Origin of the sequence: Pseudomonas sp. BIGb0278, assembly GCF_024809895.1 — a bacterium.
Classification (GTDB): domain Bacteria; phylum Pseudomonadota; class Gammaproteobacteria; order Pseudomonadales; family Pseudomonadaceae; genus Aquipseudomonas; species Aquipseudomonas shirazensis.
Map to the genome: position 1 here is coordinate 491,468 of NZ_JANUEL010000001.1, position 21,079 is coordinate 512,546.

17 protein-coding genes are annotated in these 21,079 nt (G+C 62.9%); 11 read left to right on the forward strand and 6 right to left on the reverse strand.

Annotated features, from left to right (window positions below; translation table 11 throughout):
* Window positions 1-2 precede the first annotated feature (2 nt).
* Window positions 3-170 carry a DUF6026 family protein gene (locus M2396_RS02200; RefSeq protein WP_178080778.1) on the reverse strand — a complete coding sequence of 56 codons (168 nt, stop codon included), beginning with the start codon at window positions 168-170 and terminating at the stop codon, window positions 3-5.
* Window positions 171-368: 198 nt separating this feature from the next.
* Between M2396_RS02200 and gnd the strand changes: the two genes are divergently transcribed.
* From gnd to M2396_RS02230, 6 genes are all read left to right on the forward strand, one after another.
* Window positions 369-1,352, forward strand: coding sequence for a phosphogluconate dehydrogenase (NAD(+)-dependent, decarboxylating) (gene gnd, locus M2396_RS02205; RefSeq protein ID WP_101320903.1), 984 nt, complete (start codon window positions 369-371; stop codon window positions 1,350-1,352).
* Window positions 1,349-2,851, forward strand: a complete 1,503-nt coding sequence (gene zwf / locus M2396_RS02210; RefSeq protein ID WP_150569879.1) for a glucose-6-phosphate dehydrogenase — start codon at window positions 1,349-1,351, stop codon at window positions 2,849-2,851. The genes gnd and zwf overlap by 4 nt, the downstream gene beginning before the upstream one ends.
* Window positions 2,852-2,923: 72 nt before the next feature.
* Window positions 2,924-4,714, forward strand: coding sequence for a glycoside hydrolase family 15 protein (locus M2396_RS02215; RefSeq protein ID WP_259072553.1), 1,791 nt, complete (start codon window positions 2,924-2,926; stop codon window positions 4,712-4,714).
* 38 nt (window positions 4,715-4,752) lie between these two features.
* Window positions 4,753-5,211, forward strand: coding sequence for a GNAT family N-acetyltransferase (locus M2396_RS02220; protein ID WP_259072554.1), 459 nt, complete (start codon window positions 4,753-4,755; stop codon window positions 5,209-5,211).
* Window positions 5,212-5,332: 121 nt separating this feature from the next.
* Complete coding sequence (locus M2396_RS02225; RefSeq protein WP_259072556.1) at window positions 5,333-6,523, forward strand: MFS transporter; 1,191 nt, start codon at window positions 5,333-5,335, stop codon at window positions 6,521-6,523.
* 54 nt (window positions 6,524-6,577) lie between these two features.
* On the forward strand, window positions 6,578-7,198 hold the full coding sequence (locus tag M2396_RS02230) for a TetR/AcrR family transcriptional regulator (protein WP_101320893.1): 621 nt from the start codon (window positions 6,578-6,580) through the stop codon (window positions 7,196-7,198).
* A gap of 52 nt (window positions 7,199-7,250) precedes the next feature.
* Here the strand turns inward: M2396_RS02230 and preA are convergent, their stop codons facing one another.
* The 3 genes from preA to hydA all read right to left on the reverse strand — a co-directional run bounded on the left by preA (window position 7,251) and on the right by hydA (window position 11,464).
* Window positions 7,251-8,525 (reverse strand): NAD-dependent dihydropyrimidine dehydrogenase subunit PreA, encoded by a 1,275-nt coding sequence (gene preA / locus M2396_RS02235; protein ID WP_101320890.1) that lies wholly within the window; start codon window positions 8,523-8,525, stop codon window positions 7,251-7,253.
* A complete protein-coding gene (locus tag M2396_RS02240) occupies window positions 8,526-9,893 on the reverse strand; it encodes an NAD(P)-dependent oxidoreductase (RefSeq protein WP_188036316.1) in 1,368 nt (455 codons plus the stop codon).
* 131 nt (window positions 9,894-10,024) lie between these two features.
* A complete protein-coding gene (gene hydA / locus M2396_RS02245; protein ID WP_259072559.1) occupies window positions 10,025-11,464 on the reverse strand; it encodes a dihydropyrimidinase in 1,440 nt (479 codons plus the stop codon).
* 599 nt (window positions 11,465-12,063) lie between these two features.
* Between hydA and M2396_RS02250 the strand changes: the two genes are divergently transcribed.
* Window positions 12,064-13,554 (forward strand): NCS1 family nucleobase:cation symporter-1, encoded by a 1,491-nt coding sequence (locus tag M2396_RS02250; protein WP_259072560.1) that lies wholly within the window; start codon window positions 12,064-12,066, stop codon window positions 13,552-13,554.
* Window positions 13,555-13,604: 50 nt separating this feature from the next.
* Window positions 13,605-14,888 carry a Zn-dependent hydrolase gene (locus M2396_RS02255; protein ID WP_101320881.1) on the forward strand — a complete coding sequence of 428 codons (1,284 nt, stop codon included), beginning with the start codon at window positions 13,605-13,607 and terminating at the stop codon, window positions 14,886-14,888.
* Between the two features lie 43 nt (window positions 14,889-14,931).
* Here the strand turns inward: M2396_RS02255 and M2396_RS02260 are convergent, their stop codons facing one another.
* A complete protein-coding gene (locus M2396_RS02260) occupies window positions 14,932-15,237 on the reverse strand; it encodes an NIPSNAP family protein (RefSeq protein WP_101320879.1) in 306 nt (101 codons plus the stop codon).
* A 152-nt stretch (window positions 15,238-15,389) separates the two neighbouring features.
* On the opposite strand from M2396_RS02260, the gene M2396_RS02265 reads away from it, so the two are divergent.
* Together M2396_RS02265 and M2396_RS02270 are read left to right on the forward strand one after the other, a co-directional pair.
* Window positions 15,390-17,750 (forward strand): FdhF/YdeP family oxidoreductase, encoded by a 2,361-nt coding sequence (locus M2396_RS02265; RefSeq protein ID WP_220634005.1) that lies wholly within the window; start codon window positions 15,390-15,392, stop codon window positions 17,748-17,750.
* A 135-nt stretch (window positions 17,751-17,885) separates the two neighbouring features.
* On the forward strand, window positions 17,886-18,527 hold the full coding sequence (locus M2396_RS02270; RefSeq protein ID WP_259072565.1) for a LysE family translocator: 642 nt from the start codon (window positions 17,886-17,888) through the stop codon (window positions 18,525-18,527).
* A 10-nt stretch (window positions 18,528-18,537) separates the two neighbouring features.
* On the opposite strand, the gene nhaB is transcribed toward M2396_RS02270, so the two are convergent.
* Window positions 18,538-20,040, reverse strand: a complete 1,503-nt coding sequence (nhaB, locus tag M2396_RS02275) for a sodium/proton antiporter NhaB (RefSeq protein ID WP_181087532.1) — start codon at window positions 20,038-20,040, stop codon at window positions 18,538-18,540.
* A 217-nt stretch (window positions 20,041-20,257) separates the two neighbouring features.
* On the opposite strand from nhaB, the gene M2396_RS02280 reads away from it, so the two are divergent.
* Window positions 20,258-21,070 (forward strand): crotonase/enoyl-CoA hydratase family protein, encoded by an 813-nt coding sequence (locus tag M2396_RS02280; protein WP_259072568.1) that lies wholly within the window; start codon window positions 20,258-20,260, stop codon window positions 21,068-21,070.
* Window positions 21,071-21,079 lie beyond the last annotated feature (9 nt).

Here is a 21,079-nt window from a genome sequence, read left to right on the forward strand (position 1 = left end):
TCTCAGCTAATGAGGGACTTTTCGCTGTTTTTGCCCTGCTCAAGCTGCAGGCTCAACTGTGCGACCTGTTGCAACAGCAGGTCACGCTCTTCCTTCAGACGACGCAGTTCATCACGGCGAACGGAAACAAAAAGGGTCTGGACAGGAGTGTTTTGCATCAAGGTACCCATTGCACACCTCGCAATTGGCTAGTGACATTCTAAGCGTAGCCGCTCATACGGCGCGCATTCTGAATTCTTTCTGCGAGCTTGGGAACTTTTTTGTTTATGGTTGTCAGGCCGTTCGTCGCTGAACCCTTTGCCGATGAGCTGGACTAATCTGAAAACCTGAAAAGCCTTGTTAACTATTTCTGAGGGGAGCGACGCCACATGCAATTGGGAATCGTCGGGCTGGGCCGCATGGGCGGCAATATTGCAAGACGGCTGATGCGTGCCGGGCATCGTACCGTGGTCCATGACCGCAATCGCGACGCGGTCACCGCCCTGGAAAATGAAGGCGCCCAGGGTGCCCACGACCTGGGCGCAATGATTCAAAAACTCAAAGCTCCGCGCGCCGTGTGGGTGATGCTGCCAGCCGGCGAGCCGACCGAGCAGACCATCCGCCAGCTGGCCGACCTGCTCGAGCCAGGCGATGCGATCATCGACGGCGGCAATACCTTCTACAAAGACGACATGCGCCGCGCGGCCGAGCTGTCCCAGCGTGGCCTGCATTATCTGGATGTCGGCACCTCCGGCGGCGTCTGGGGCCTGGAGCGCGGCTATTGCATGATGATTGGCGGCGAGAAAGACGTGTTTGAGCGCCTGGAGCCGCTGTTCAGCGCACTGGCCCCGGGTGTTGGCGAGATCCCGCGCACCCAGGGCCGCGAAGGTGAGCACGCACGTGCCGAGCACGGTTACATCCATGCCGGCCCGGCAGGCTCCGGCCACTACGTGAAGATGATCCACAACGGCATCGAATACGGCTTGATGCAGGCCTATGCCGAAGGCTTCGACCTGCTGCGCAGCAAGGGCGGTGATGAATTGCCCGAGGCCGAGCGCTTTGACTTGAACGTGGCAGAAATCGCCGAAGTCTGGCGCCGTGGCAGCGTGGTCACCTCGTGGCTGCTCGACCTGACCGCCGACGCGCTGGTCGCCGACCCGGCCTTGGCTCAGTTCAGTGGTTCGGTGTCGGACAGTGGTGAAGGCCGCTGGACCATCGACGCTGCCGTCGAGCAGGCCGTGCCGGTACCGGTATTGTCCAGCGCGCTGTTTGCCCGCTTCCGTTCACGCCAGCAGCAGGGCACCTTCGGCGACAAGGTCCTGTCGGCCATGCGCCTGGGCTTTGGTGGGCATGTCGAGAACAAGCGCCCATGAGCCAAACGAAGATACCCGCAGCACCGCCGTGCACGTTGTTCCTGTTCGGCGCCAATGGTGATCTGGTCAAGCGCCTGCTGATGCCGGCGCTGTACAACCTCAGCCGCGACGGCCTGCTCGATCGCAATTTGCGTATCGTCGGCGTTGACCACAACGCCGCCAGCGCAGAGGAGTTTGCCGAGCGCCTGCACAGTTTCATGGCCAACCGCGAGCAGGGCGAGGGCGCGCCCAAAAATCTCGATGAAAAGGTCTGGGCGCGGCTGGCCAAGCGGCTGGATTACCAGACCGGTGATTTCCTCGACCCGGCCACTTATCAGGCCCTGGCCAAGCGCGTCGAGGGCACCCGCCATGGCAACGCCATCTTCTATCTGGCCACCTCGCCGCGATTCTTCCCTGAGGTCGCGCAGCGGCTGGGCGAGGCGGGCTTGCTCGATGAGTCGGCAGGGGGCTTCCGCCGGGTGGTCATCGAAAAACCGTTTGGCACCGACCTGGCCAGCGCCGAGGCGCTCAACGCCTGCCTGCTCAAGGTCATGCATGAACGACAGATCTATCGCATCGACCATTATCTTGGCAAAGAGACCGTACAGAACATCCTGGTCAGCCGCTTCTCCAATGGCCTGTTTGAGTCGTTCTGGAACAATCACTACATCGACCACGTGCAGATCACCGCTGCCGAGACCGTCGGCGTCGAGACCCGTGGTGCGTTCTACGACAACACCGGGGCGCTGCGCGACATGGTCCCCAATCATCTGTTCCAGCTGTTGGCCATGGTCGCCATGGAGCCACCAGCTGCATTCGGCGCCGATGCGGTGCGCGGCGAAAAGGCCAAGGTGATCGGCGCCATCCGCCCCTGGTCGACCAAGATGGCCCTGAAGAACTCGGTGCGCGGCCAGTACAGCGTCGGCAAGCAGGGCCGCAAGCGCGTGCCGGGATACCGCGAAGAAGCCAACGTAGCCCCTGACAGCCAGACCGAAACCTATGTCGCCTTGAAGGTGATGATCGACAACTGGCGTTGGGCTGGGGTGCCGTTTTACCTGCGTACCGGCAAGCGCATGAGTGTGCGTGACACCGAGATCGCCATCTGCTTCAAGCCAGCGCCGTACGCACAGTTTCGTGAATCGGAGCTGGAGCGGCCCAAGGCCAACTACCTGAAAATCCAGATCCAGCCCAATGAAGGTATGTGGTTCGACCTGCAGGCCAAGCGCCCGGGGCCGGAGATGATCATGGAGAATGTCGAGCTCGGCTTTGCCTACAAGGACTTTTTCAAGATGCCGCCGGCCACCGGCTACGAGACGCTGATCTACGACTGCCTGACCGGTGACCAGACGCTGTTCCAGCGCGCTGACAACATCGAAAACGGCTGGCGTGCCGTACAGCCGTTTCTGGATGCCTGGGCCAGCGAGAGCAAGGTGCATGAATATCCTGCCGGCGAGGATGGCCCGGAAGCGGGCAACGAGCTGCTCAGCCGTGACAAGCGCGAGTGGCATAGCCTTGGCTGATGTTGCCGGGTCGGTAGAACTTTTCGGTGATTTAACCCGCCAAACCTGTTCAACCCATGCCAAGGAGTTTCAATGCCAGCCCCGATCGAAGACTACGCTCTGCTCGGCAACTGCCGTAGCGCCGCCTTGGTCAGCCGCGACGGCTCGATCGACTGGCTATGCCTGCCGCGCTTCGACGCCCCGGCGGTGTTTGCCGCCTTGCTCGGCAACGAAGAGAACGGCCGCTGGCGCCTGGCGCCCTCCGATCCGGTTGAGAGCAGCACGCGCCAGTACCTTGAAGACAGCCTGATTCTGGAGACGGTGTACAGCACCGCCAGCGGTCGGGCGCGGGTGCTTGATTTGATGCCGCTGGGTGACACCAACTCGGTGATTCGCATCGTCGAGGGCCTGGCTGGCGAAACCAGCTTCGAGATGGATCTGGTGCTGCGTTTTGATTATGGCCGCAGCGTGCCGTGGGTGGAAAAGATCGACCCGCTGACCCTCAGCGCGGTGGCTGGGCCCGACCGCCTGATTCTTTCCAGCAGCGTCGCCACTCATGCCTGGGATCACCATACCGGTGTGCGCTTTCGCGTAGCTGCCGGCGAGCGCCATGTGTTCAGCCTGCGCCATCAGCCTTCGCATCTGCCGGTGCAGCCCGACTGCGACCTGGACGAGGCATTTGCCCATACCCTCAACGAGTGGCAGACCTTTGCCGGCCGCTGCCCCGACGTTGGCCGCTATAGCGCTCAGGTGCGGCGTTCACTGATTACGCTCAAAGCGATGACCTATGCGCCAACTGGCGGCATCGTCGCGGCAGTGACCACCTCGCTGCCAGAACGGGTCGGTGGTGAGCGCAACTGGGACTACCGATATTGCTGGCTGCGCGATGCGACCATGACCTTGCTGGCATTCATGAACCTGGGCTACTTCGACGAGGCGCAAGCCTGGCGCGAATGGCTGCTGCGTTCGGTGGCGGGCAACCCGGAGCAGATGCAGATCATGTACGGGCTGGCCGGTGAGCGCGATCTGCAGGAGTACGACCTGCCGTGGCTGGCGGGCTATGAGCACTCTCAGCCGGTACGGGTCGGCAATGCTGCGGCCGGGCAGCATCAGCTGGATATTTATGGCGAAGTTGCCGATGCCATGACCCAGGCGATCAAGGGCGGCCTGCCGCGCCATCCCCGCAGCGCGGCCATTGCGCGGTTGATTCTGCCGTATGTGGAGAGCATTTGGCGCGAGCCCGATGAGGGTATCTGGGAAGTGCGCGGCGGCACTCAGCACTTTGTGCACTCCAAGGTCATGGCCTGGGTCGCCTTTGATCGTGCCGCCAGCCTGGCAGAAACCACCGAGGAAGAGGTTGAGCGCGGTCAGCATTACCGCAGGGTAGCGGACGAGATCCACCGTGAAGTCTGTGCCAACGGGCTGGACCCGAGTGGCGAGTATTTCGTTCAGGCCTATGGTTCCAGTGAAATGGACGCCAGCCTGCTGCAGATTGCCCTGACCGGATTTTTGCCCGCCGACGATCCACGTTTTGTGCGCACGCTTGAGCAGATCGAAAGCCGGCTGTTGAAGGATGGCTTGCTGCTGCGTTACGACAGTGAGAGCGGCGGCGATGGGCTGTCGGCGGGCGAGGGGACGTTCCTGGTGTGTTCGTTCTGGTTGGCTGATGTGTACGTGTTGCAGGGCCGTCACGAACAGGCCGAAGCGTTGTATCAGCGCCTGCTCGGGCTGTGCAACGACCTCGGCCTGCTGGCCGAGCAATATGAGCCGACAGCACAGCGCATGCTCGGCAACTTTCCACAGGCGTTCAGCCATATCGGCATCATCAACACCGCGTTGAACCTGCACAAGGCACAGTGCCCGGCGCGGGCGCGTTGTGGTTGAATGCGGTCTTCAGGGATCTGCCTGTAAAGGATTTGCTCATGCATTCGCTGCACTGGCTCGAACAGCACATGCACCACTGCGCCGATATGGCGCAACGGCTTCATCAGCAATTCAGCTACGAGTATGCAACCCAGCCGCTGGCCGACTGGCAAGCGGAGTTTGCCGAGGGCCAGCGCAATGGTGACTGGAAATGCCTGGTCGCGCTCGAGCAAGGGCGCTTGCTGGGCGGCGCCTGCCTGGCAGCCGCTGACCTGCCTGAGCGACCAGACCTCGGCCCTTGGCTGGCATGTGTACTGGTCGAACCCGAGGCTCGCGGCAGGGGCATGGCGGCGCAGTTGATCGAAGCGATCTGCGCCCATGCCAGCTCACTGGGCATTCCTCGCCTGTACCTGCACACCCACGACCAGAGCGCTTACTACGCCAAGCGCGGCTGGCATGTATTGGAGCGCTTTGAAGCCTGGGACAAGCAGCAGTGGCTGATGGCTCGCGATCTCTAGCGAGCGGGGTCATCCAGACTGAAAGATGCAATCCTGGTTAACTCAACTCCGGCATTGGCATGCCTAAGGCAGCCTCCGGCCGTGTTAGAAAGCAACTCCCAGTCGCCCACGGATCGCGCCGATGAACTCACCCGCCACCCCTCGATTCGGCGCCTTTTGCTTTGCCAGCTTCCTGCTCTCGATTGCCTATGGCGCGACCTTTCTGCTGTCGCTGCTGGTGCGCTCGTTCGGCGGTAACGAGCACGATGCTGGTCAGGTATTCGCGGTGGCCATGGTCAGTACTCTGATCGCGGTGCTGGTATCCGGCCACGTGCTGCAGCGCTTGGGCGCGGCCCGCTGTATTGCGCTGGGCGCACTGTGCCTTGTGCTCGCGTCACTGGGCTTCGCCACGGCGCCGGGACTGGGCCTGATGCTGATGGCCTGCGGTGCACTGCTTGGCATCGGCTGGGGCGTGTTCTACACCGTGGGGCCGATCATGGTCACGGCGATGGTCGCGCCGGCGCGGCGCACGCACTGCTTTGCGCTGTTGTCCGGGAGCATGCTGGCCGGCATCGGCAGCGGCCCGTTGGCGGGCAAGTTGGCGGCGCTGGCGGGGCTGCCGGTGCAGGCCGCGTTCATCACTGCCGCGTTGACCGCAGCGCTGGGCGGTGGCTACTTCTGGCGCTTGGGCGCGGCCACTGCCATCGCCCAGCAGCGCCCCAGCGAGCCGGTACAGATCAGCCTGCGCTCAGCGGCCGAGGTGCTGCGCTCGCGCTCGGCGTTGTCGATCGTGATGGTCGGCCTGGGTGGGGCGATCTTTGGCGGCATGGGCAGTTTCCAGACCAGTTACGCGGCCAGTCTTGGTCTGGACTATTCGCTGTTTTTCATCGGTTTCATGGGCGCCGCCATCACCTGCCGGTTGTTGATCGCCGGTTGGGTGGTCAAACGCAGTCCGCTGCCGGCCTCGCTGGCCTTGACCACACTCATGCTGATCGCCGTGCTGGGCTTTGCCAGCTGGGTTCATGACAGCTTCAGCTATGTGCTGGCTGCCGGCGTGCTGGGCATCGGCTACGGCCTGAATTACTCGGTGATCAATGGCCTGGCAGCCAATGAAGCGCCGCCGCACCTGACCGCGCAGGCGTTGCTGCTGTTCAGCCTGGCGTATTTCATCGGCGTATTCGGCTTCCCGTTCTTCGCTGGCAAGCTGATCAGCCAGAGCGGCGTCTCGGGCATGCTGTTCAGCGTCAGCGTGATCGCGCTGTTGGTCTGGGCGCTTGCAGCTGGCCGTTGCCTGCTGCAACGCCTGCAGCGCAGGGCGCCGCTTGCCGAGTGAGTAACGCCGGCAAAACTGTTAGCCTTGACGGGTTTCAGTCGTTTTGGACAGGCCATGGCCAACCACAAGATCGAGATCCGCCGCCGTAACGTCGAAAAGATTCTGCACGCTGCCGAAAAGGTTTTCGCCGAGAAGGGCTTCGGCGCGACGTCGATGGGCGATATCGCCGAGCAGGCCGAGCTGCCGCGGTCCAACCTGCATTACTACTTCAACACCAAAGACGACCTGTACCGCGCCGTGCTGCAGGACCTGCTCGAGGTTTGGAAGCAGGACGCCCTGTGCTTCGAGCGTTTCGACGACCCGCGGGTGGTGCTGACCAGTTACATCCGGGCCAAGATGAGCCACTCGCGCTCGCGCTCGCTGGGCTCAAAGATCTGGGCTGAAGAGATGCTTCACGGCGCGCCGCTGCTCGGCACCAGTCTGGACGAAAGCCTGGTGCCGTGGGCGCAGTTGAAGGAGAACAAGATCCGTCGCTGGGTCGAAGAAGGGCAGATTCTGCCGGTCGAGCCGTCTGCCTTGCTGTACATGATCTGGGCCGCCACCCAGCACTACGCCGACTTCGGCTATCAGGTGACGTTGCTCAACGGTGGTGAGCCGCTGTCGGACATGGCCTTTGAGCGCGCCATCCAGACCGTAACCGGGGTGATCCTGCGCGGGATTGGCCTGGAGCCCTGAAACAGCTGCGCCGGGCTTGAGCCCGGCGCACTGTATAGCCGCTGTTCAGCCCTCAGCTGGCTTCGCGGTAGGGGTTGCGCGGGTCCTGGGTCCAGTTCAGATACGGCTTGCCGGTGTCCTGCGGGACCATCTCGATACAGTTCTCGACCGGGCAGGTGATCTGGCACAGGTTACAGCCCACACACTCCTGATCGATCACGCTGTAGATGTGCGTGCCATCCGCCTTGACCGTGCTGTCGATGGCCTGGTGCGAGGTGTCTTCGCAGGCAATATGGCAGCGGCCACAACCGATGCAGGCATCCTGATCGATCTTGGCGATGACCTGATAGTTGATGTCCAGGTACTTCCAGTCAGTCGTGTGCGCCACCGCCTGACCGCGGAACGCTTCCAGGCTTTGATGGCCATGCTGATCCATCCAGCGCGACAAGCCGTCCTGCATGTCCTCGACAATCCGAAAACCATGCAGCATCGCCGCCGTGCACACCTGTACTGCGCCACTGCCCAGGGCGATGAACTCGGCAGCATCACGCCAGTTGCCAATGCCACCGATGCCGCAGATCGGCAAGCCGCGGGTCTGCGGATCGCGGGCAATTTCCGCAACCATGTTCAGCGCGATCGGCTTGACCGCCGAGCCGCAATAGCCGCCGTGGGTGCTCTGATCGCCAACGATAGGGTGGGCGACCATGCGGTCCAGATCAACGCTGGTGATCGAGTTGATGGTGTTGATCAGCGACACCGCATCGGCGCCTCCGCGATGGGCCGCGCGCGCCGACTGGCGGATGTCGGTGATGTTCGGCGTCAGCTTGACGATCACCGGCAGCGAGCAGTAGGTCTTGCACCAGCGGGTGACCATCTCGACGTATTCGGGCACCTGGCCGACGGCCGCGCCCATGCCGCGCTCGGGCATGCCGTGGGGGCAGCCGAAGTTAAGCTCGATGCCGTCGGCACCGGTGGCTTCGACCAGCGGCAGGATGAACTTCCACGACTCCTCTTCACAGGGCACCATCAGCGACACGATCAGCGCGCGATCCGGCCAGTCCTTCTTCACCTGGGTGATCTCGCGCAGGTTGATCTCCAGGGAACGGTCGGTGATCAGTTCGATATTGTTGATGCCCTGCACCAGCCGGTTGGCGCCGAAGTGCGCCGAGTAGCGCGATGACACGTTGACTGCGGCCGGGTCTTCGCCGAGGGTTTTCCAGACTACACCGCCCCAGCCAGCCTCGAACGCGCGGACCACGTTGTAGGCCTTGTCGGTGGGTGGTGCGGAGGCCAGCCAAAACGGGTTGGGCGCCTTGATGCCAGCGAATACGATGGACAGATCGGCCATTTATGCGGCCTCCACATTGAGCATGAGTTGGGCATGGATGGCTTCAGCGGCCAGTTTGCCGTGTTGCACTGCCTGTACGGTGAGGTCCTGGCCGAGCGCCGTGCAGTCACCGCCGGCATACACGCCGGGTAGGCTGGTGCGCAGGCACTGGTCGACGCGAATGCGCTCGCCGTCGCGCGCCAGTTGCGCCGCCAGTGGGTCGCTCAGGCTGGTGTCGTCGAAGCGTTGGCCGATGGCCTTGAAGATGGCATCGGCTGCCAGTTCGAAGCTTTCGCCGGTGTCGCGCAGGCGACCGTCGGCCATCTCGGTACGTATGAAGCGCATGCCACGCACGCGACCCATGTCATCCAGCAACACCGCATCGGGGCGCGCCCAGGTGTGCAAGCGGACCTGGTTGGCCTTGGCGATATCCTGTTCATGCTCGGTGGCGCCCATGTCGGCATGGCCGCGGCGATATACCAGGTTGACGTCGCGAGCGCCGAGGCGGCTCATCTGCACGGCCATATCGATCGCCGTGTTGCCCGCGCCGATCACCAGGCAGCGCTCTGCCAGCGGCAGTTGGCTGAGATCATCAGCCTGGCGCAGCTCGCGGATGTACTCGGTGGCTGCAAGCAGGCCTGGCGCCTCTTCGTCCGCCAGACCCAGCTGGCGCACAGCATTCAGGCCCACTCCGAGGAACACCGAATCGTATTGCTGATGCAGCTCGGTGAGGCTGAGGTTGGCGCCCAGGCGCTGGCCATGGCGAATCTCGATGCCGCCGATGCCGAGCAAGAAATCAACCTCGCGCTGGGCGTAGTCGTCCACCAGCTTGTAGCGGGCGATGCCGTATTCATTGAGGCCACCGGCCTTCTCTTGTGCTTCGTAGACCACCACGTCATGCCCGTGCATGGCCAGCCGGTGCGCGCACGACAGCCCGGCAGGGCCGGCGCCGACCACGGCAATGCGCTTGCCGCTGGCAGGTGAGCGCTTGAACGGGTGTTCACTGAAATTGGCATTGTCTACTGCGTAGCGTTGCAGCAAGCCGATCAGGACCGGTGCGCATTCCTGGGCGTTGTTGCGCACGCAGGCTTGCTGGCAGAGGATCTCGGTCGGACAGACCCGCGCGCAGCTGCCGCCGAGGATGTTCGCCGAGAGGATCTTCTCGGCGGCACCCTGCAGGTTATCGTCGCTGATTCGGTGGATGAACGACGGGATGTCGATATCGCTGGGGCACGCGTTGATGCACGGTGCATCGAAGCAGTACAGGCAGCGGGCGCTTTCCACGGCAGCCTGGCGGGCGGTGAGGGGTGGGGCGAGATCGCCGAAGTTATCGGCCAGTTGTTCGGCGCCGGCACGCGGGCGCGGCAAGTGCTTCAGGGCATCGATCACGGTTGGAGCCTCTCTCTTTTTTTTGTCGGTACAGGCGGCGGTTACTCGCCTGGCCGGTCTGGGTTGATGGCAGACAACAGCAATACGGCTGCGCCCGGCCTCTCCCGGGCCGGTGCGCCTTGCAGGCTGAATCAGCGCTCGACGGGCGTGGGGCGCTGGTGCTCGGCGCGGCGGCTGAGCACTTCGAATACCGAGGGGTAGGCGGGCCGTTCCAGGTAGCGCCCGGCGCCGGCTTCGGCGCGCAGGTCACCGTCAGCCCAGACCAGTCGGCCTTGGCTGATGGTGTGGCTAGGGATACCGCGCACGGTGCGGCCTTCGAAGATATTGAAGTCGACCCGTTGATGGTGGGTCTTGGCCGAAATCGTCCGTGTGCCTTGCGGGTCCCACAGCACCAGGTCGGCATCGGCGCCGACGCGAATCGCGCCCTTGCGCGGGAACAGGTTGAAGATCTTCGCGGTGTTGGTCGAGGTCAGCGCAACAAACTCGTGCATCGACAACCGGCCACTGTTTACGCCGGCGTCCCAGAGCACGGCCAAGCGGTCTTCGATGCCGGCGGTGCCATTGGGGATGCGACTGAAGTCATTGCGCCCGGCGCCCTTCTGGTCGGCGCAGAAGCAGCAGTGATCGGTTGCAGTGGTGTGCAGGTTGCCCGATTGCAAGCCGCGCCACAGCGCCTCCTGGTGCTCGCGCGGGCGGAACGGCGGGCTCATCACATAGCCGGCGGCTGTGGACCAGTCCGGGTGGCGATAGACGCTGTCGTCGATCAGCAGGTGGCCGGGCAGCACTTCGCCGTAGACCGGCTGGCCCTTGGCCCGGGCGTAGGTGATTTCGTCGAGTGCTTCGCGGGTCGAGACGTGCACCAGATACACCGGCGTACCCAGCGTCTCGGCGATGCGGATGGCACGGCTGGCGGCTTCGCCTTCAACCTGCGGCGGGCGTGACAGCGGGTGTGCCTCAGGGCCGGTCATGCCCTGGGCCAGCAGCTTTTGCTGAAGGTGATAGACCAGCTCGCCGTTTTCGGCATGCACGGTCGGCACCGCGCCCAGTTGCAGGCAGCGCTCGAAGCTGGCGACCAGGGTGTCGTCGGCTGCCATGATCGCGTTCTTGTAAGCCATGAAGTGTTTGAAGCTGTTGACCCCATGCTTGGCCACCAGCTCGCCCATCTCTTCGGCAACCTGTTCGCTCCACCAGGTGATGGCGACATGAAAGCCATAGTCACTGGCCGACTTCTCGGCCCAGCCGCGCCAGGTATGAAAAGCCTCGAGCAGCGACTGCTGCGGGTTGGGGATGACGAAGTCGATGATCGAGGTGGTGCCACCGGCCAGGCCTGCAGCGGTGCCGGTGAAAAAGTCATCGCTGGCCACGGTGCCCATGAACGGCAATTGCATATGGGTGTGCGGGTCGATGCCACCAGGCATCAGGTACTGGCCACTGCCATCGAGGATCTCGCAGCCGGCGGGTACATCGAGGTTTTGTCCAATGGCCTGAATACGGCCATCGACACACAGGACATCGGCGGGGTAGCTCTCTTCGTGGGTGACCACGGTGGCACCACGGATCATCAGGGACATGCCGTCTTCCTCGCAGGCTGACCGGTCTAGGCCGGTTCTTGAAATTATCGTGCTGCCAGTAGCTGGAGGATATTTTCAATCCTGTCAGGCCTGACAAGAATGAAATCTAGTTGTTGATCTACTATTGTTCAAGAAATATTTTTATAAGCATATATCGTTATTAACTGTCTGATTTATAAGGATAAAAATCAAAATTCACCAAAATGGTGAGGCACCTCACCATTTTGACGCACTTGACAAGATGCCAATTTGGTCAAGATTTCTCATGCGAAATCAGATGTTTAAATCCGGCGATACACAGGCACGCCAAAGTGAAAATAAATTGCCTGCACCAGTTTGAAACCCGCTGCCGTGAATCGGCTTTGACGTTCACCGGCCGCCGCCACCGAGGGCAACACCGAACAATGACTTGAATGCTTTGCACAACAGCACGTTACCTGCGGCCGGCGGCGGCACGCGAGACAGCCCTTGGCCGACTCGGCACGTTTATTGAGTGCGCCCGCAGCCAGGCCGGGCCGCAGGTGCAGTACTGCTGGTGGTACTCCGGCCATCGCATTAGCCCGATGAGCAAACAATTAGAAAAACCTGGAGAAGGCCCCATGCAACAGAGCAGATCGCAAGTGATCGAAAAGGACGGCTTGTGCGAATTGTCCGAAGGCTCCGACGTCCTCGACAGCCCGCGCTACAACCACGACATGGCACCGACCAAGGTGCACCAGCGCACCTGGAACAAGTGGCACATCACCGCGCTGTGGGTGGGCATGTCCATCTGCGTGCCGACCTACACCCTGGGCGGTGTGCTCACGGCGTATTTCGGCCTGAGTGTGGGCGAGGCGCTGCTGGCGATCCTGCTGGCCAACCTGATCGTGTTGATCCCACTGACCCTGAATGCCTTCCCCGGCACCAAGTACGGCATCCCGTTCCCGGTGCTGCTGCGTTCGTCATTCGGCATCATCGGCTCGAACGTGCCGTGCCTGATCCGGGCGGTGGTGGCCTGTGGCTGGTTTGGTATCCAGACCATGTTCGGCGGCCTGGCCATCCACCTGTTTCTCAGCTCGATCTTCGATGGCTGGAAGGCCCTGGCCGGCACCGGTGAGGTGATCGGCTTCATGATCTTCTGGGTGCTCAACCTGTGGGTAGTGCTGCGCGGGGCGGAGTCGATCAAGTGGCTGGAGACGCTCTCGGCGCCGCTGCTGGTGGCGGTCGGTTTTGGCCTGCTGTTCTGGGCCTTGCCGCATATGTCGATGACCGAACTGCTGGCGCAGCCGCCAAAACGCCCGGAAGGCGCCAGCGTGGTCAGTTACTTCTGCGCCGGGCTGACGGCGATGGTCGGCTTCTGGGCGACGTTGTCGCTGAACATCCCCGACTTCAGCCGCTACGCCAGGAGCCAGAAAGACCAGATTCTCGGGCAGATTTTCGGCCTGCCGCTGACCATGTTCCTGTTCGCTTCACTGGGCGTGGTGCTGACCGCGGCCTCGGCGTCGCTGGTCGGGGAAACCATATCCGACCCGGTCAGCCTGATCGGCCGCATCCAGAGCCCAGGCTGGGTCGCGCTGGCCATGGCCTTGATCGTGATTGCCACCTTGTCGACCAATACTGCGGCCAACATCGTCTCGCCGACCAACGACTTTCAGAACATCGCCCCGCGCCTGATCGGGCGCACCCGCGCAGTGCTGCTGACCGGTGTCATCGGCCTGCTGCTGATGGGCCACGAGTTGCTGAAGAAACTGGGCTGGATCGTCTCCGACCTGAGCCTTGAGAGCGTGTACTCCAACTGGCTGCTGGGCTATTCGAGCCTGCTCGGGCCGATCGCCGGGATCATGGTGGTGGACTACTTCCTGATCCGCCGCCAGCAACTGGACCTGGCCGGGCTGTACCGCGATGACGTCTATCCAGCCTGGAACTGGGCCGGTTTCGTCGCCTTCGCCCTGCCGGTGGCGCTGACGGTGATGTCGATCGGCAACAGCAGCTTCAGCTGGTTCTACGACTATGGCTGGTTCACCGGTTCGCTGCTGGGTGCGGCGCTGTACTACGTGCTCGGCCCGCTGGCCACACGCAGCCCGGTGCGCCTGGCCAAGCCGTTGCCATGAAGCCGCACGCACAACCACGCAGCCACTCATTTGCCTGAGGAGATATGCCCATGACCCCTGCCAAGGATGTCCTGCAATCCAGCCACAGCCACGTCGACAGCCAGCGCTTGTGGCAATCATTGATGGAATTGGCGCGCCTCGGTGCCACGGCCAAGGGCGGCGTCTGTCGGCTGGCCCTGACCGACCTCGACCGCCAGGCGCGCGATCTGTTCGTGCAGTGGTGCGAGGCCGCTGGCTGCAGCGTCAGCATCGATGCGGTCGGCAATATCTTTGCCCGCCGGCCCGGGCGTAATCCTGCGCTGGCGCCGGTGATGACCGGCAGCCATATCGACACTCAACCCACTGGCGGCAAGTTCGACGGCTGCTTCGGTGTCATGGCCGGGCTGGAGGTGATCCGCACCCTGAACGACCTCGGCGTGGAAACCGAAGCACCGCTGGAAGTGGTGGTGTGGACCAACGAAGAAGGCTCCCGCTTTGCGCCGTGCATGATGGGTTCCGGGGTGTTCGCCGGCAAGTTCACCCTGGAAGAGACGCTGGCCAAGACCGATGCGCAAGGCGTCAGCGTCGGCGAGGCGTTGAACGGGATCGGCTACGCCGGCACGCGCGCGGTGCTCGGCCATCCGGTGGGCGCGTATTTCGAGGCGCATATCGAGCAGGGGCCGATCCTTGAGGATCAGGCCAAGACCATTGGCGTGGTGCTCGGCGCGCTTGGCCAGAAGTGGTTCGACCTGACCCTGCGCGGGGTCGAGGCGCATGCCGGGCCGACGCCGATGCACCTGCGCAAGGACGCTCTGGTCGGCGCGGCGGCGGTGGTCGAAGCGGTCAACCGCACCGCGCACAGCCATCAACCGCATGCCTGCGGTACGGTCGGCTGTCTGCAGGCGTATCCCGGCTCACGCAACGTGATCCCCGGCGAAGTACGCATGACCCTGGATTTCCGTCACCTTGAAGCCGATCGGTTGCAAGCGATGATCGCTGAAGTGCAAGCGGTGATCGAGGCGACCTGTGCCAAACATGGTCTGAGTTTCGAGCTGACGCCGACTGCGGATTTCCCTGCGCTGTACTTCGACAAGACCTGTGTCGCGGCCGTCCGCAGTGCTGCAGGTGCGCTGGGGCTGTCGCACATGGATATCGTCAGCGGGGCCGGGCATGACGCGATCTTTCTCGCTGAGCTGGGGCCGGCCGGGATGATCTTTGTGCCGTGCGAAAACGGCATCAGCCACAACGAAATCGAGAACGCCACGCCGGAAGATCTGGGCGCTGGTTGCGCGGTGTTGTTGCGCGCGATGCTGGCGGCCTCGGAAGCGATTGCCAGCGGGCGCCTGGCGGCCTAGCGGGGCACATGTGCAAGGGGCAGCAGACGCTGCCCTGATGCACTTACTCGAACACGGGGCGCATGAAGCTGCGCTCGTAGCTGAGGATAAAGCGCTGTTCGGTTGCCAGGGCAAATGCGGCCTGGCACTCAGGGTCGCTCTCCGAGTCCTTGCGGTACTGCTCGTAGGCGGCAAGGCTGGGGAAGCTGAACTGGCAGTAAGCGATATTGCTCGCGCCCTCGGCGGGCAGCAGATAACCGTGATGGGTGCCGCCCATGCGATTGACCAAGCCGATCCATAGCCGCGCGTAGGCCTCGAATGCAGGTATCTGATAGGGGTCGATAACGTATTTCAGGTGGCAGGTGATCACAGCTTCAATCCTTTGCGTGAGGGAACTCGGCCGCCCACAGTAGCCGGATCGACCGTTGGCGTCGACCCGCCGCAACCGCCCTGAACTTTAGCCCTCAGTCTCGCCTCGTAATATCTAGACAAATCCTCTGATCCAGCCAACCGAGGCACGCCATGTCGTCGCTTATTCATCCGCACGCCCGCTTCAAGCCCTATCACTCGGCGGCGGGAGGTTGGGGGTCGGCGCACTCAGTGATGACCATCCTCTGGCGTGAGCAGGCCTTGGCCAAGTCACCCAAGGCGCTGTTCAAGCAGAACAAACCGGACGGCTTTGCCTGCGTCAGTTGCGCCTGGGCCAAACCGGGTAATCCGCATGCGCTGGAGTTCTGTGAAAACGGCGCCAAGGCTACCGCCTGGGAGCTGACTTCGTTACGCACCAAACCTGAGTTCTTCGCACGGCATACCCTCAGCGAATTGCGCAGCTGGAGTGACCACGACCTTGAACAGCATGGGCGCCTGACCGAGCCGCTGCGCTATGACCGTGCCAGTGATCGCTATCTGCCGGTGAGCTGGGAGCAGGCCTACCGTGAAATCGGCCAGACCTTGCGCAGGCTGTCGCCCGAGCAAGTGGTGTTCTATGCCTCGGGGCGGGCTTCGCTGGAAGCCTCGTTCATGTACCAGCTGTTTGCCCGTGCCTACGGCAGCAACAACCTGCCGGACAGCTCCAACATGTGCCACGAGAGCACCTCGGTTGGCTTGCAGGAGAGCATTGGCGTGCCGGTCGGCACCGTTACCCTGGAGGACTTCGAGCAGACCGACTGCATCTTCTTCTTCGGCCAGAACGTCGGCAGCAACAGCCCACGCATGCTTCACCCCCTACAGCACGCGCGCAGGCGCGGGGTGCCGATCATCACCTTCAACCCGCTGCGCGAGCGCGGCCTGGAGCGCTTCGTCAACCCGCAGTCACCGCGCGAGATGCTTGGCCCAGACTCTACGGTGATCAGCAGCCAGTATCATCAAGTGGCCATCGGCGGCGATCTGGCGGCGGTGCTTGGCATCAGCAAGACGCTGCTGGAGATGGACCGCGTGGCACATGTCGAGGGCCGGCCGGCGGTGCTCGATCATGCCTTCATCGCCGAACATACCGAGGGATTTGCCAGCTTTGTCGAACAGGTCGACAGCTACAGCTGGGCTACGCTCGAGCAGCGCTCGGGGCTGGCCCGCGCGGCGATGGAAGCCGCCGCCACGGTATATGCCCGTAGTGAGCGGGTGATGCTGGTGTTCGGCATGGGCATGACCCAGCATCGTCATGGCGTGGCCAACGTGCAGATGCTGGTCAACCTGTTGCTGCTACGCGGCAATATCGGCAAGCCCGGCGCCGGTGTCTGCCCGGTGCGTGGCCATTCCAACGTGCAGGGCCAGCGCACGGTCGGGATCACCGAAGACCCGGCCAAAGTGCCGGTGGACAAGATTGAAGCGCTGTTCGCCTTCAAGGTGCCCGAGCAGATGGGGCTGGCTACCGTGGATACCTGTGAGGGCATCCTGGCAGGATCGGTGAAAGCCTTCATCGGTCTGGGCGGTAACTTCCTCCGGGCTATCCCGGACACCTCGCGAATGGAGCCGGCCTGGGCCAACCTTCAGTTGAACGTGCAGGTCGCCACCAAGCTCAACCGCACCCACTTGCTGCCGGGGCGCGATGGCTGGTTGCTGCCGTGTCTGGGGCGTATCGAGATCGACCGCCAGGACGGTGTGGCGCAAAGCTACAGCACCGAAGACAGTACCGGCTGCCTGCATGGCTGGCGCGGCACCGCGGAGCCGGCCAGCGAGCACCTGCGCGCCGAAGTAGCGATCATTGCCGGGCTGGCCGAAGCGACCCTGACCGCGGGGCAGGCGAACATCCCCTGGGACGCCTGGCGCCGTGACTACGCGCTGGTACGCGAGGCGATCGCAGCGGTGTATCCGCAGATCTTCCACGACATGGAAACCCGCATGTGGCAGCGCGGTGGTTTCCATCGACCGCTGCCGGCCTGCGAGCGCCAGTGGCACACCGAATCGGGCAAGGCGCAGTTCGTCACGGCCGGGCGCCTGGATGAGGATGATGACGTGTCCGTCAGCCCTGAGCGGCGTGATGTACTGCAGTTGATGACGCTGCGCAGCAACGATCAGTTCAACACCACCATCTATGGCTACGATGACCGCTTTCGCGGCGTGCATGGCACTCGCAGCGTGGTGTTCATGAACCACAGCGACGTCACTCGGCTGGGTTTTGCCCCGGGCGACTGGGTCAATCTGCGCACCGCCGTCGAGCCTGACGTGCGCCGCGAAGTCGGGCCGATGCAGATCATCGCCTACGACATCCCCGCAGGTTGCGCGGCGGCGTATTACCCCGAGTGCAACGCATTGATCCCGCTGTGGCATCACGCCGAACGGAGCAAAGTGCCGGCGGCCAAGTCGGTGCCGGTGACGCTGCATCCTGGGCAGCCCTCGGCGCAGGATCTGCAGCGCGCACTGCCCAAGGGCGAGCAGATTGCTTGAACGCTGCGAGGGCTCTGTATGGCCTGATTCAGGGTCATCTGTAACTTATGCGGGGTGAGTGAGTGCTTTAGCATCGGAGCCTCTTGTGCACAGCCGAGCGCTGCAGCACCTCACTTGCTTATCGGGTTACACGCCATGGACAGCCACTCGCTACTTGCCTACACCCTGGTCGCCGCGATCGCCATTGCCAGCCCAGGGCCGGCCTCGTTGATGGCGATCAACAACAGTATTCTGTACGGCGCACGTTCGGCGATCTGGTCATCGCTGGGCAATGTCAGCGGGCTGTTCTGCCTGTCGGCTGCGGCGATGCTCGGCTTGGGCGCGCTGCTGGCCAGCTCGGAAGTGCTGTTCAACGCGGTGAAGATTCTCGGTGCAGCCTACCTGTTCTATCTCGGCGGCAAGCAGCTGCTGAAGAAGAATCCGATGCTGGCGGAGGCGGGCGCAGCACCGCTGAAGGTGCTCAGGCCGACGCGGCTGAAACTATACAAGTCGGCGTTTCTGACCGCAGCCACCAACCCCAAGGCGACCATGTTTTTCACCGCCTTGTTTCCGCAGTTCATCGATCAGGGCGCGGCATTGCTGCCGCAGTTCTTGATCCTGACCGCGATCTTCATGGCGTTGTCGCTGCTGTCGCTGGCGGTCTACGCCAGCCTCGCAGCACGGGCCAAAGGCGTGCTGACCCGGCCGCAGTTTGCTCGCTGGGTCAGCCGGGTGGTGGGCACTACCTTCATCGGCTTTGGCGCTGCGATCCTGGCCATGCGGCGGCAGAGCGCCTGAACACTGCCGGTTACAACCAGTAGGTCACCGCATACCAGCCCAGGCCGCCCATGACCACGGTGTAGGGCAGCGCCATCCACACCATGCGCCCGTACGACAGGCGCACCAGCGGCGCGATCGCCGAGGTCAGCAGAAACAGAAACGCTGCCTGGCCATTGGGCGTGGCCACGCTGGGCAGGTTGGTGCCGGTATTGATCGCCACCGCCAGGGTCTCGAAGTGCTCGCGGCTCATGCGTCCGTCGATGAACGCCTGCTTCACTTCGGTGATGTAGATGGTGGCAACGAACACGTTATCGCTGATTGCCGAGAGCAAGCCGTTGGCCAGATAGAGCATGCCCGGTTGTTGCTCGGGCGGCAGGGCCAACACCGCTGCGATCAACGGGCTGAACAGCTGCTGCTGGTGGATCACCGCCACTACCGCAAAAAACACCACCAGTAGCGCGGTGAATGGCATGGCGTCCTGGAAGGCACGGCCCAGACGGTGCTCATCGGTGATACCGGTGAAGGCCGTGATCAGCACGATCACCATCAGGCCGATCAAGCCGACTTCGGCAATGTGCAGGCCCAGGCAGACAATCAACAGCAGCGCCGCCAGCCCTTGCACCCACAGTGCCAGGCGCTGGGCCGGCGTGCGTGCGGCATCGTCCTCGGCCGCGTGGGCGGCCAGCACCTGGCGCACGCGCGTCGGCATCAGGGTGCCGTAGCCGAACAGGCGTAGCTTTTCCAGCACGACGCAGGTCAGCAGGCCGGCACCCAGCACCGGCAACGATACCGGCGCGACCTTGAAGAAGAAGTCAGCGAAGTGCCACCCCAGCTCATGCCCGATCAGCAGGTTCTGCGGCTCGCCGACCAGCGTGCAGACGCCGCCCAGCGCAGTGCCGACAGCGCCGTGCATGAGCAGGCTACGCAGAAAGGTGCGGAACTGGTCAAGGTCTTCGCGGTGCAGCTGGGCGACCTGCTGGTCGCTGCCCAGCTCCGTGTCTTCACGCGGATTGGCACCGGAAGCGACCCGGTGATAAACCGCATAAAAGCCGACTGCGGCACTGATGATCACTGCCGTCACCGTCAGTGCATCGAGAAACGCCGAGAGGAACGCCGACAGTACGCAGAACAGCAGCGCCAGCACGGTCTTGCTGTGCACCCCGAGCAGGATCTTCGAAAACAGGAACAGCAGCAGTTCCTTCATGAAGTGAATGCCGGCGACCATGAACATCAGCAGCAGAATCACCGGGAAGTTGTGCAGTAGTTCGTCGTACAGCGCCTGGGCAGTGGTCAGCTTGAGCAACAGCGCCTCGATCAGCAGCAGCCCGCCTGGCATCAGCGGGTAGCACTTGAGTGCCATGCCCAAGGTGAAGATGAACTGGATCACCAGCAGCCAGCCTGTCGCTACCGGGCCTAGAGTGGCCAGCACCAGCGGGTTGAGCAACAGGAACAGGCAGATTACTGCCTTGTACCAGCGCGGCGCCTGGCCAAGAAACGAATGGGCGAGGGTGCCCGGCAGGGAGCGTTCCATGAATTTGTATCCTTATGATTCTGCAGTCGCGCACGGTGCCGCAAAGCACGCTCAATGCGCAACTGTAGGAGCGGCCTTGTGTCGCGAAAGGGCTGCAAAGCAGCCCTGGACGTCCTCAAACCAGGCGCAGTATTCAGAATCCAGCAGACCTCAAGCGGATGACCAGCAGGTGCGCTATAGTCCTGCGCTGACCACCTTAGCCACAGGATTTCCGCCGATGACCGACTACACCGCGTTCACAGTCGAACTGACCGAAAACATCGCTCACGTGCAGATCAACCGCCCGGAAAAAATCAACGCGATGAACGCGGCGTTCTGGCAGGAAATCATCGAGATCTTCCAGTGGATCGATGACACCGATGCGGTCCGCGCAGTGGTCATCAGCGGCGCCGGCAAGCACTTCTCGTCCGGCATCGACTTGATGATGCTGGCCTCGCTGGCCAACCAGCTGGGCAAGGACGTCGGCCGCAATGCGCGCTTGCTACGCAAGACCATCCTCAACATGCAGGCGTCGTTCACCGCCGTCGACAACTGCCGCAAACCGGTGCTGGCAGCAATCCAGGGCTACTGCCTGGGCGGCGCCATCGACCTGATCTCGGCCTGTGACATGCGTTATTGCAGCAGCGACGCGCAGTTCTCGATCAAGGAAATCGACATGGGCATGGCCGCCGACGTCGGCACCCTGCAGCGCCTGCCGCGGATCATCGCTGATGGCGTGATGCGCGAAATGGCCTACACCGGGCGCCATGTCGAGGCGCAGGAGGCTCACCAGATCGGCCTGGTCAACCGGGTTTACCCCGATCACACGGCGCTGCTCGACGGAGTCTTTGCCATTGCCCGTGAAATTGCGGGAAAATCCCCCATTGCCGTGGCCGGCAGCAAGCAGATGCTCAATTACATGCGCGAGCACAGTATCGCCGATGGCCTTGAGTACATTGCGACCTGGAACGCCGCCATGCTGCAGTCCGAAGACTTGCGGGTCGCCGTCGCGGCTCACATGAGCAAACAGAAACCGACGTTCGCCGACTGACCGAGGCGG

Bases quoted from the DNA above. Each gene is read 5' to 3' on its own strand.
- M2396_RS02200 (WP_178080778.1), bottom strand. From the start codon at position 170: ATGGGTACCTTGATGCAAAACACTCCTGTCCAGACCCTTTTTGTTTCC.
- gnd (WP_101320903.1), top strand. From the start codon at position 369: ATGCAATTGGGAATCGTCGGGCTGGGCCGCATGGGCGGCAATATTGCA.
- zwf (WP_150569879.1), top strand. From the start codon at position 1,349: ATGAGCCAAACGAAGATACCCGCAGCACCGCCGTGCACGTTGTTCCTG.
- M2396_RS02215 (WP_259072553.1), top strand. From the start codon at position 2,924: ATGCCAGCCCCGATCGAAGACTACGCTCTGCTCGGCAACTGCCGTAGC.
- M2396_RS02220 (WP_259072554.1), top strand. From the start codon at position 4,753: ATGCATTCGCTGCACTGGCTCGAACAGCACATGCACCACTGCGCCGAT.
- M2396_RS02225 (WP_259072556.1), top strand. From the start codon at position 5,333: ATGAACTCACCCGCCACCCCTCGATTCGGCGCCTTTTGCTTTGCCAGC.
- M2396_RS02230 (WP_101320893.1), top strand. From the start codon at position 6,578: ATGGCCAACCACAAGATCGAGATCCGCCGCCGTAACGTCGAAAAGATT.
- preA (WP_101320890.1), bottom strand. From the start codon at position 8,525: ATGGCCGATCTGTCCATCGTATTCGCTGGCATCAAGGCGCCCAACCCG.
- hydA (WP_259072559.1), bottom strand. From the start codon at position 11,464: ATGTCCCTGATGATCCGTGGTGCCACCGTGGTCACCCACGAAGAGAGC.
- M2396_RS02250 (WP_259072560.1), top strand. From the start codon at position 12,064: ATGCAACAGAGCAGATCGCAAGTGATCGAAAAGGACGGCTTGTGCGAA.
- M2396_RS02255 (WP_101320881.1), top strand. From the start codon at position 13,605: ATGACCCCTGCCAAGGATGTCCTGCAATCCAGCCACAGCCACGTCGAC.
- M2396_RS02265 (WP_220634005.1), top strand. From the start codon at position 15,390: ATGTCGTCGCTTATTCATCCGCACGCCCGCTTCAAGCCCTATCACTCG.
- M2396_RS02270 (WP_259072565.1), top strand. From the start codon at position 17,886: ATGGACAGCCACTCGCTACTTGCCTACACCCTGGTCGCCGCGATCGCC.
- nhaB (WP_181087532.1), bottom strand. From the start codon at position 20,040: ATGGAACGCTCCCTGCCGGGCACCCTCGCCCATTCGTTTCTTGGCCAG.
- M2396_RS02280 (WP_259072568.1), top strand. From the start codon at position 20,258: ATGACCGACTACACCGCGTTCACAGTCGAACTGACCGAAAACATCGCT.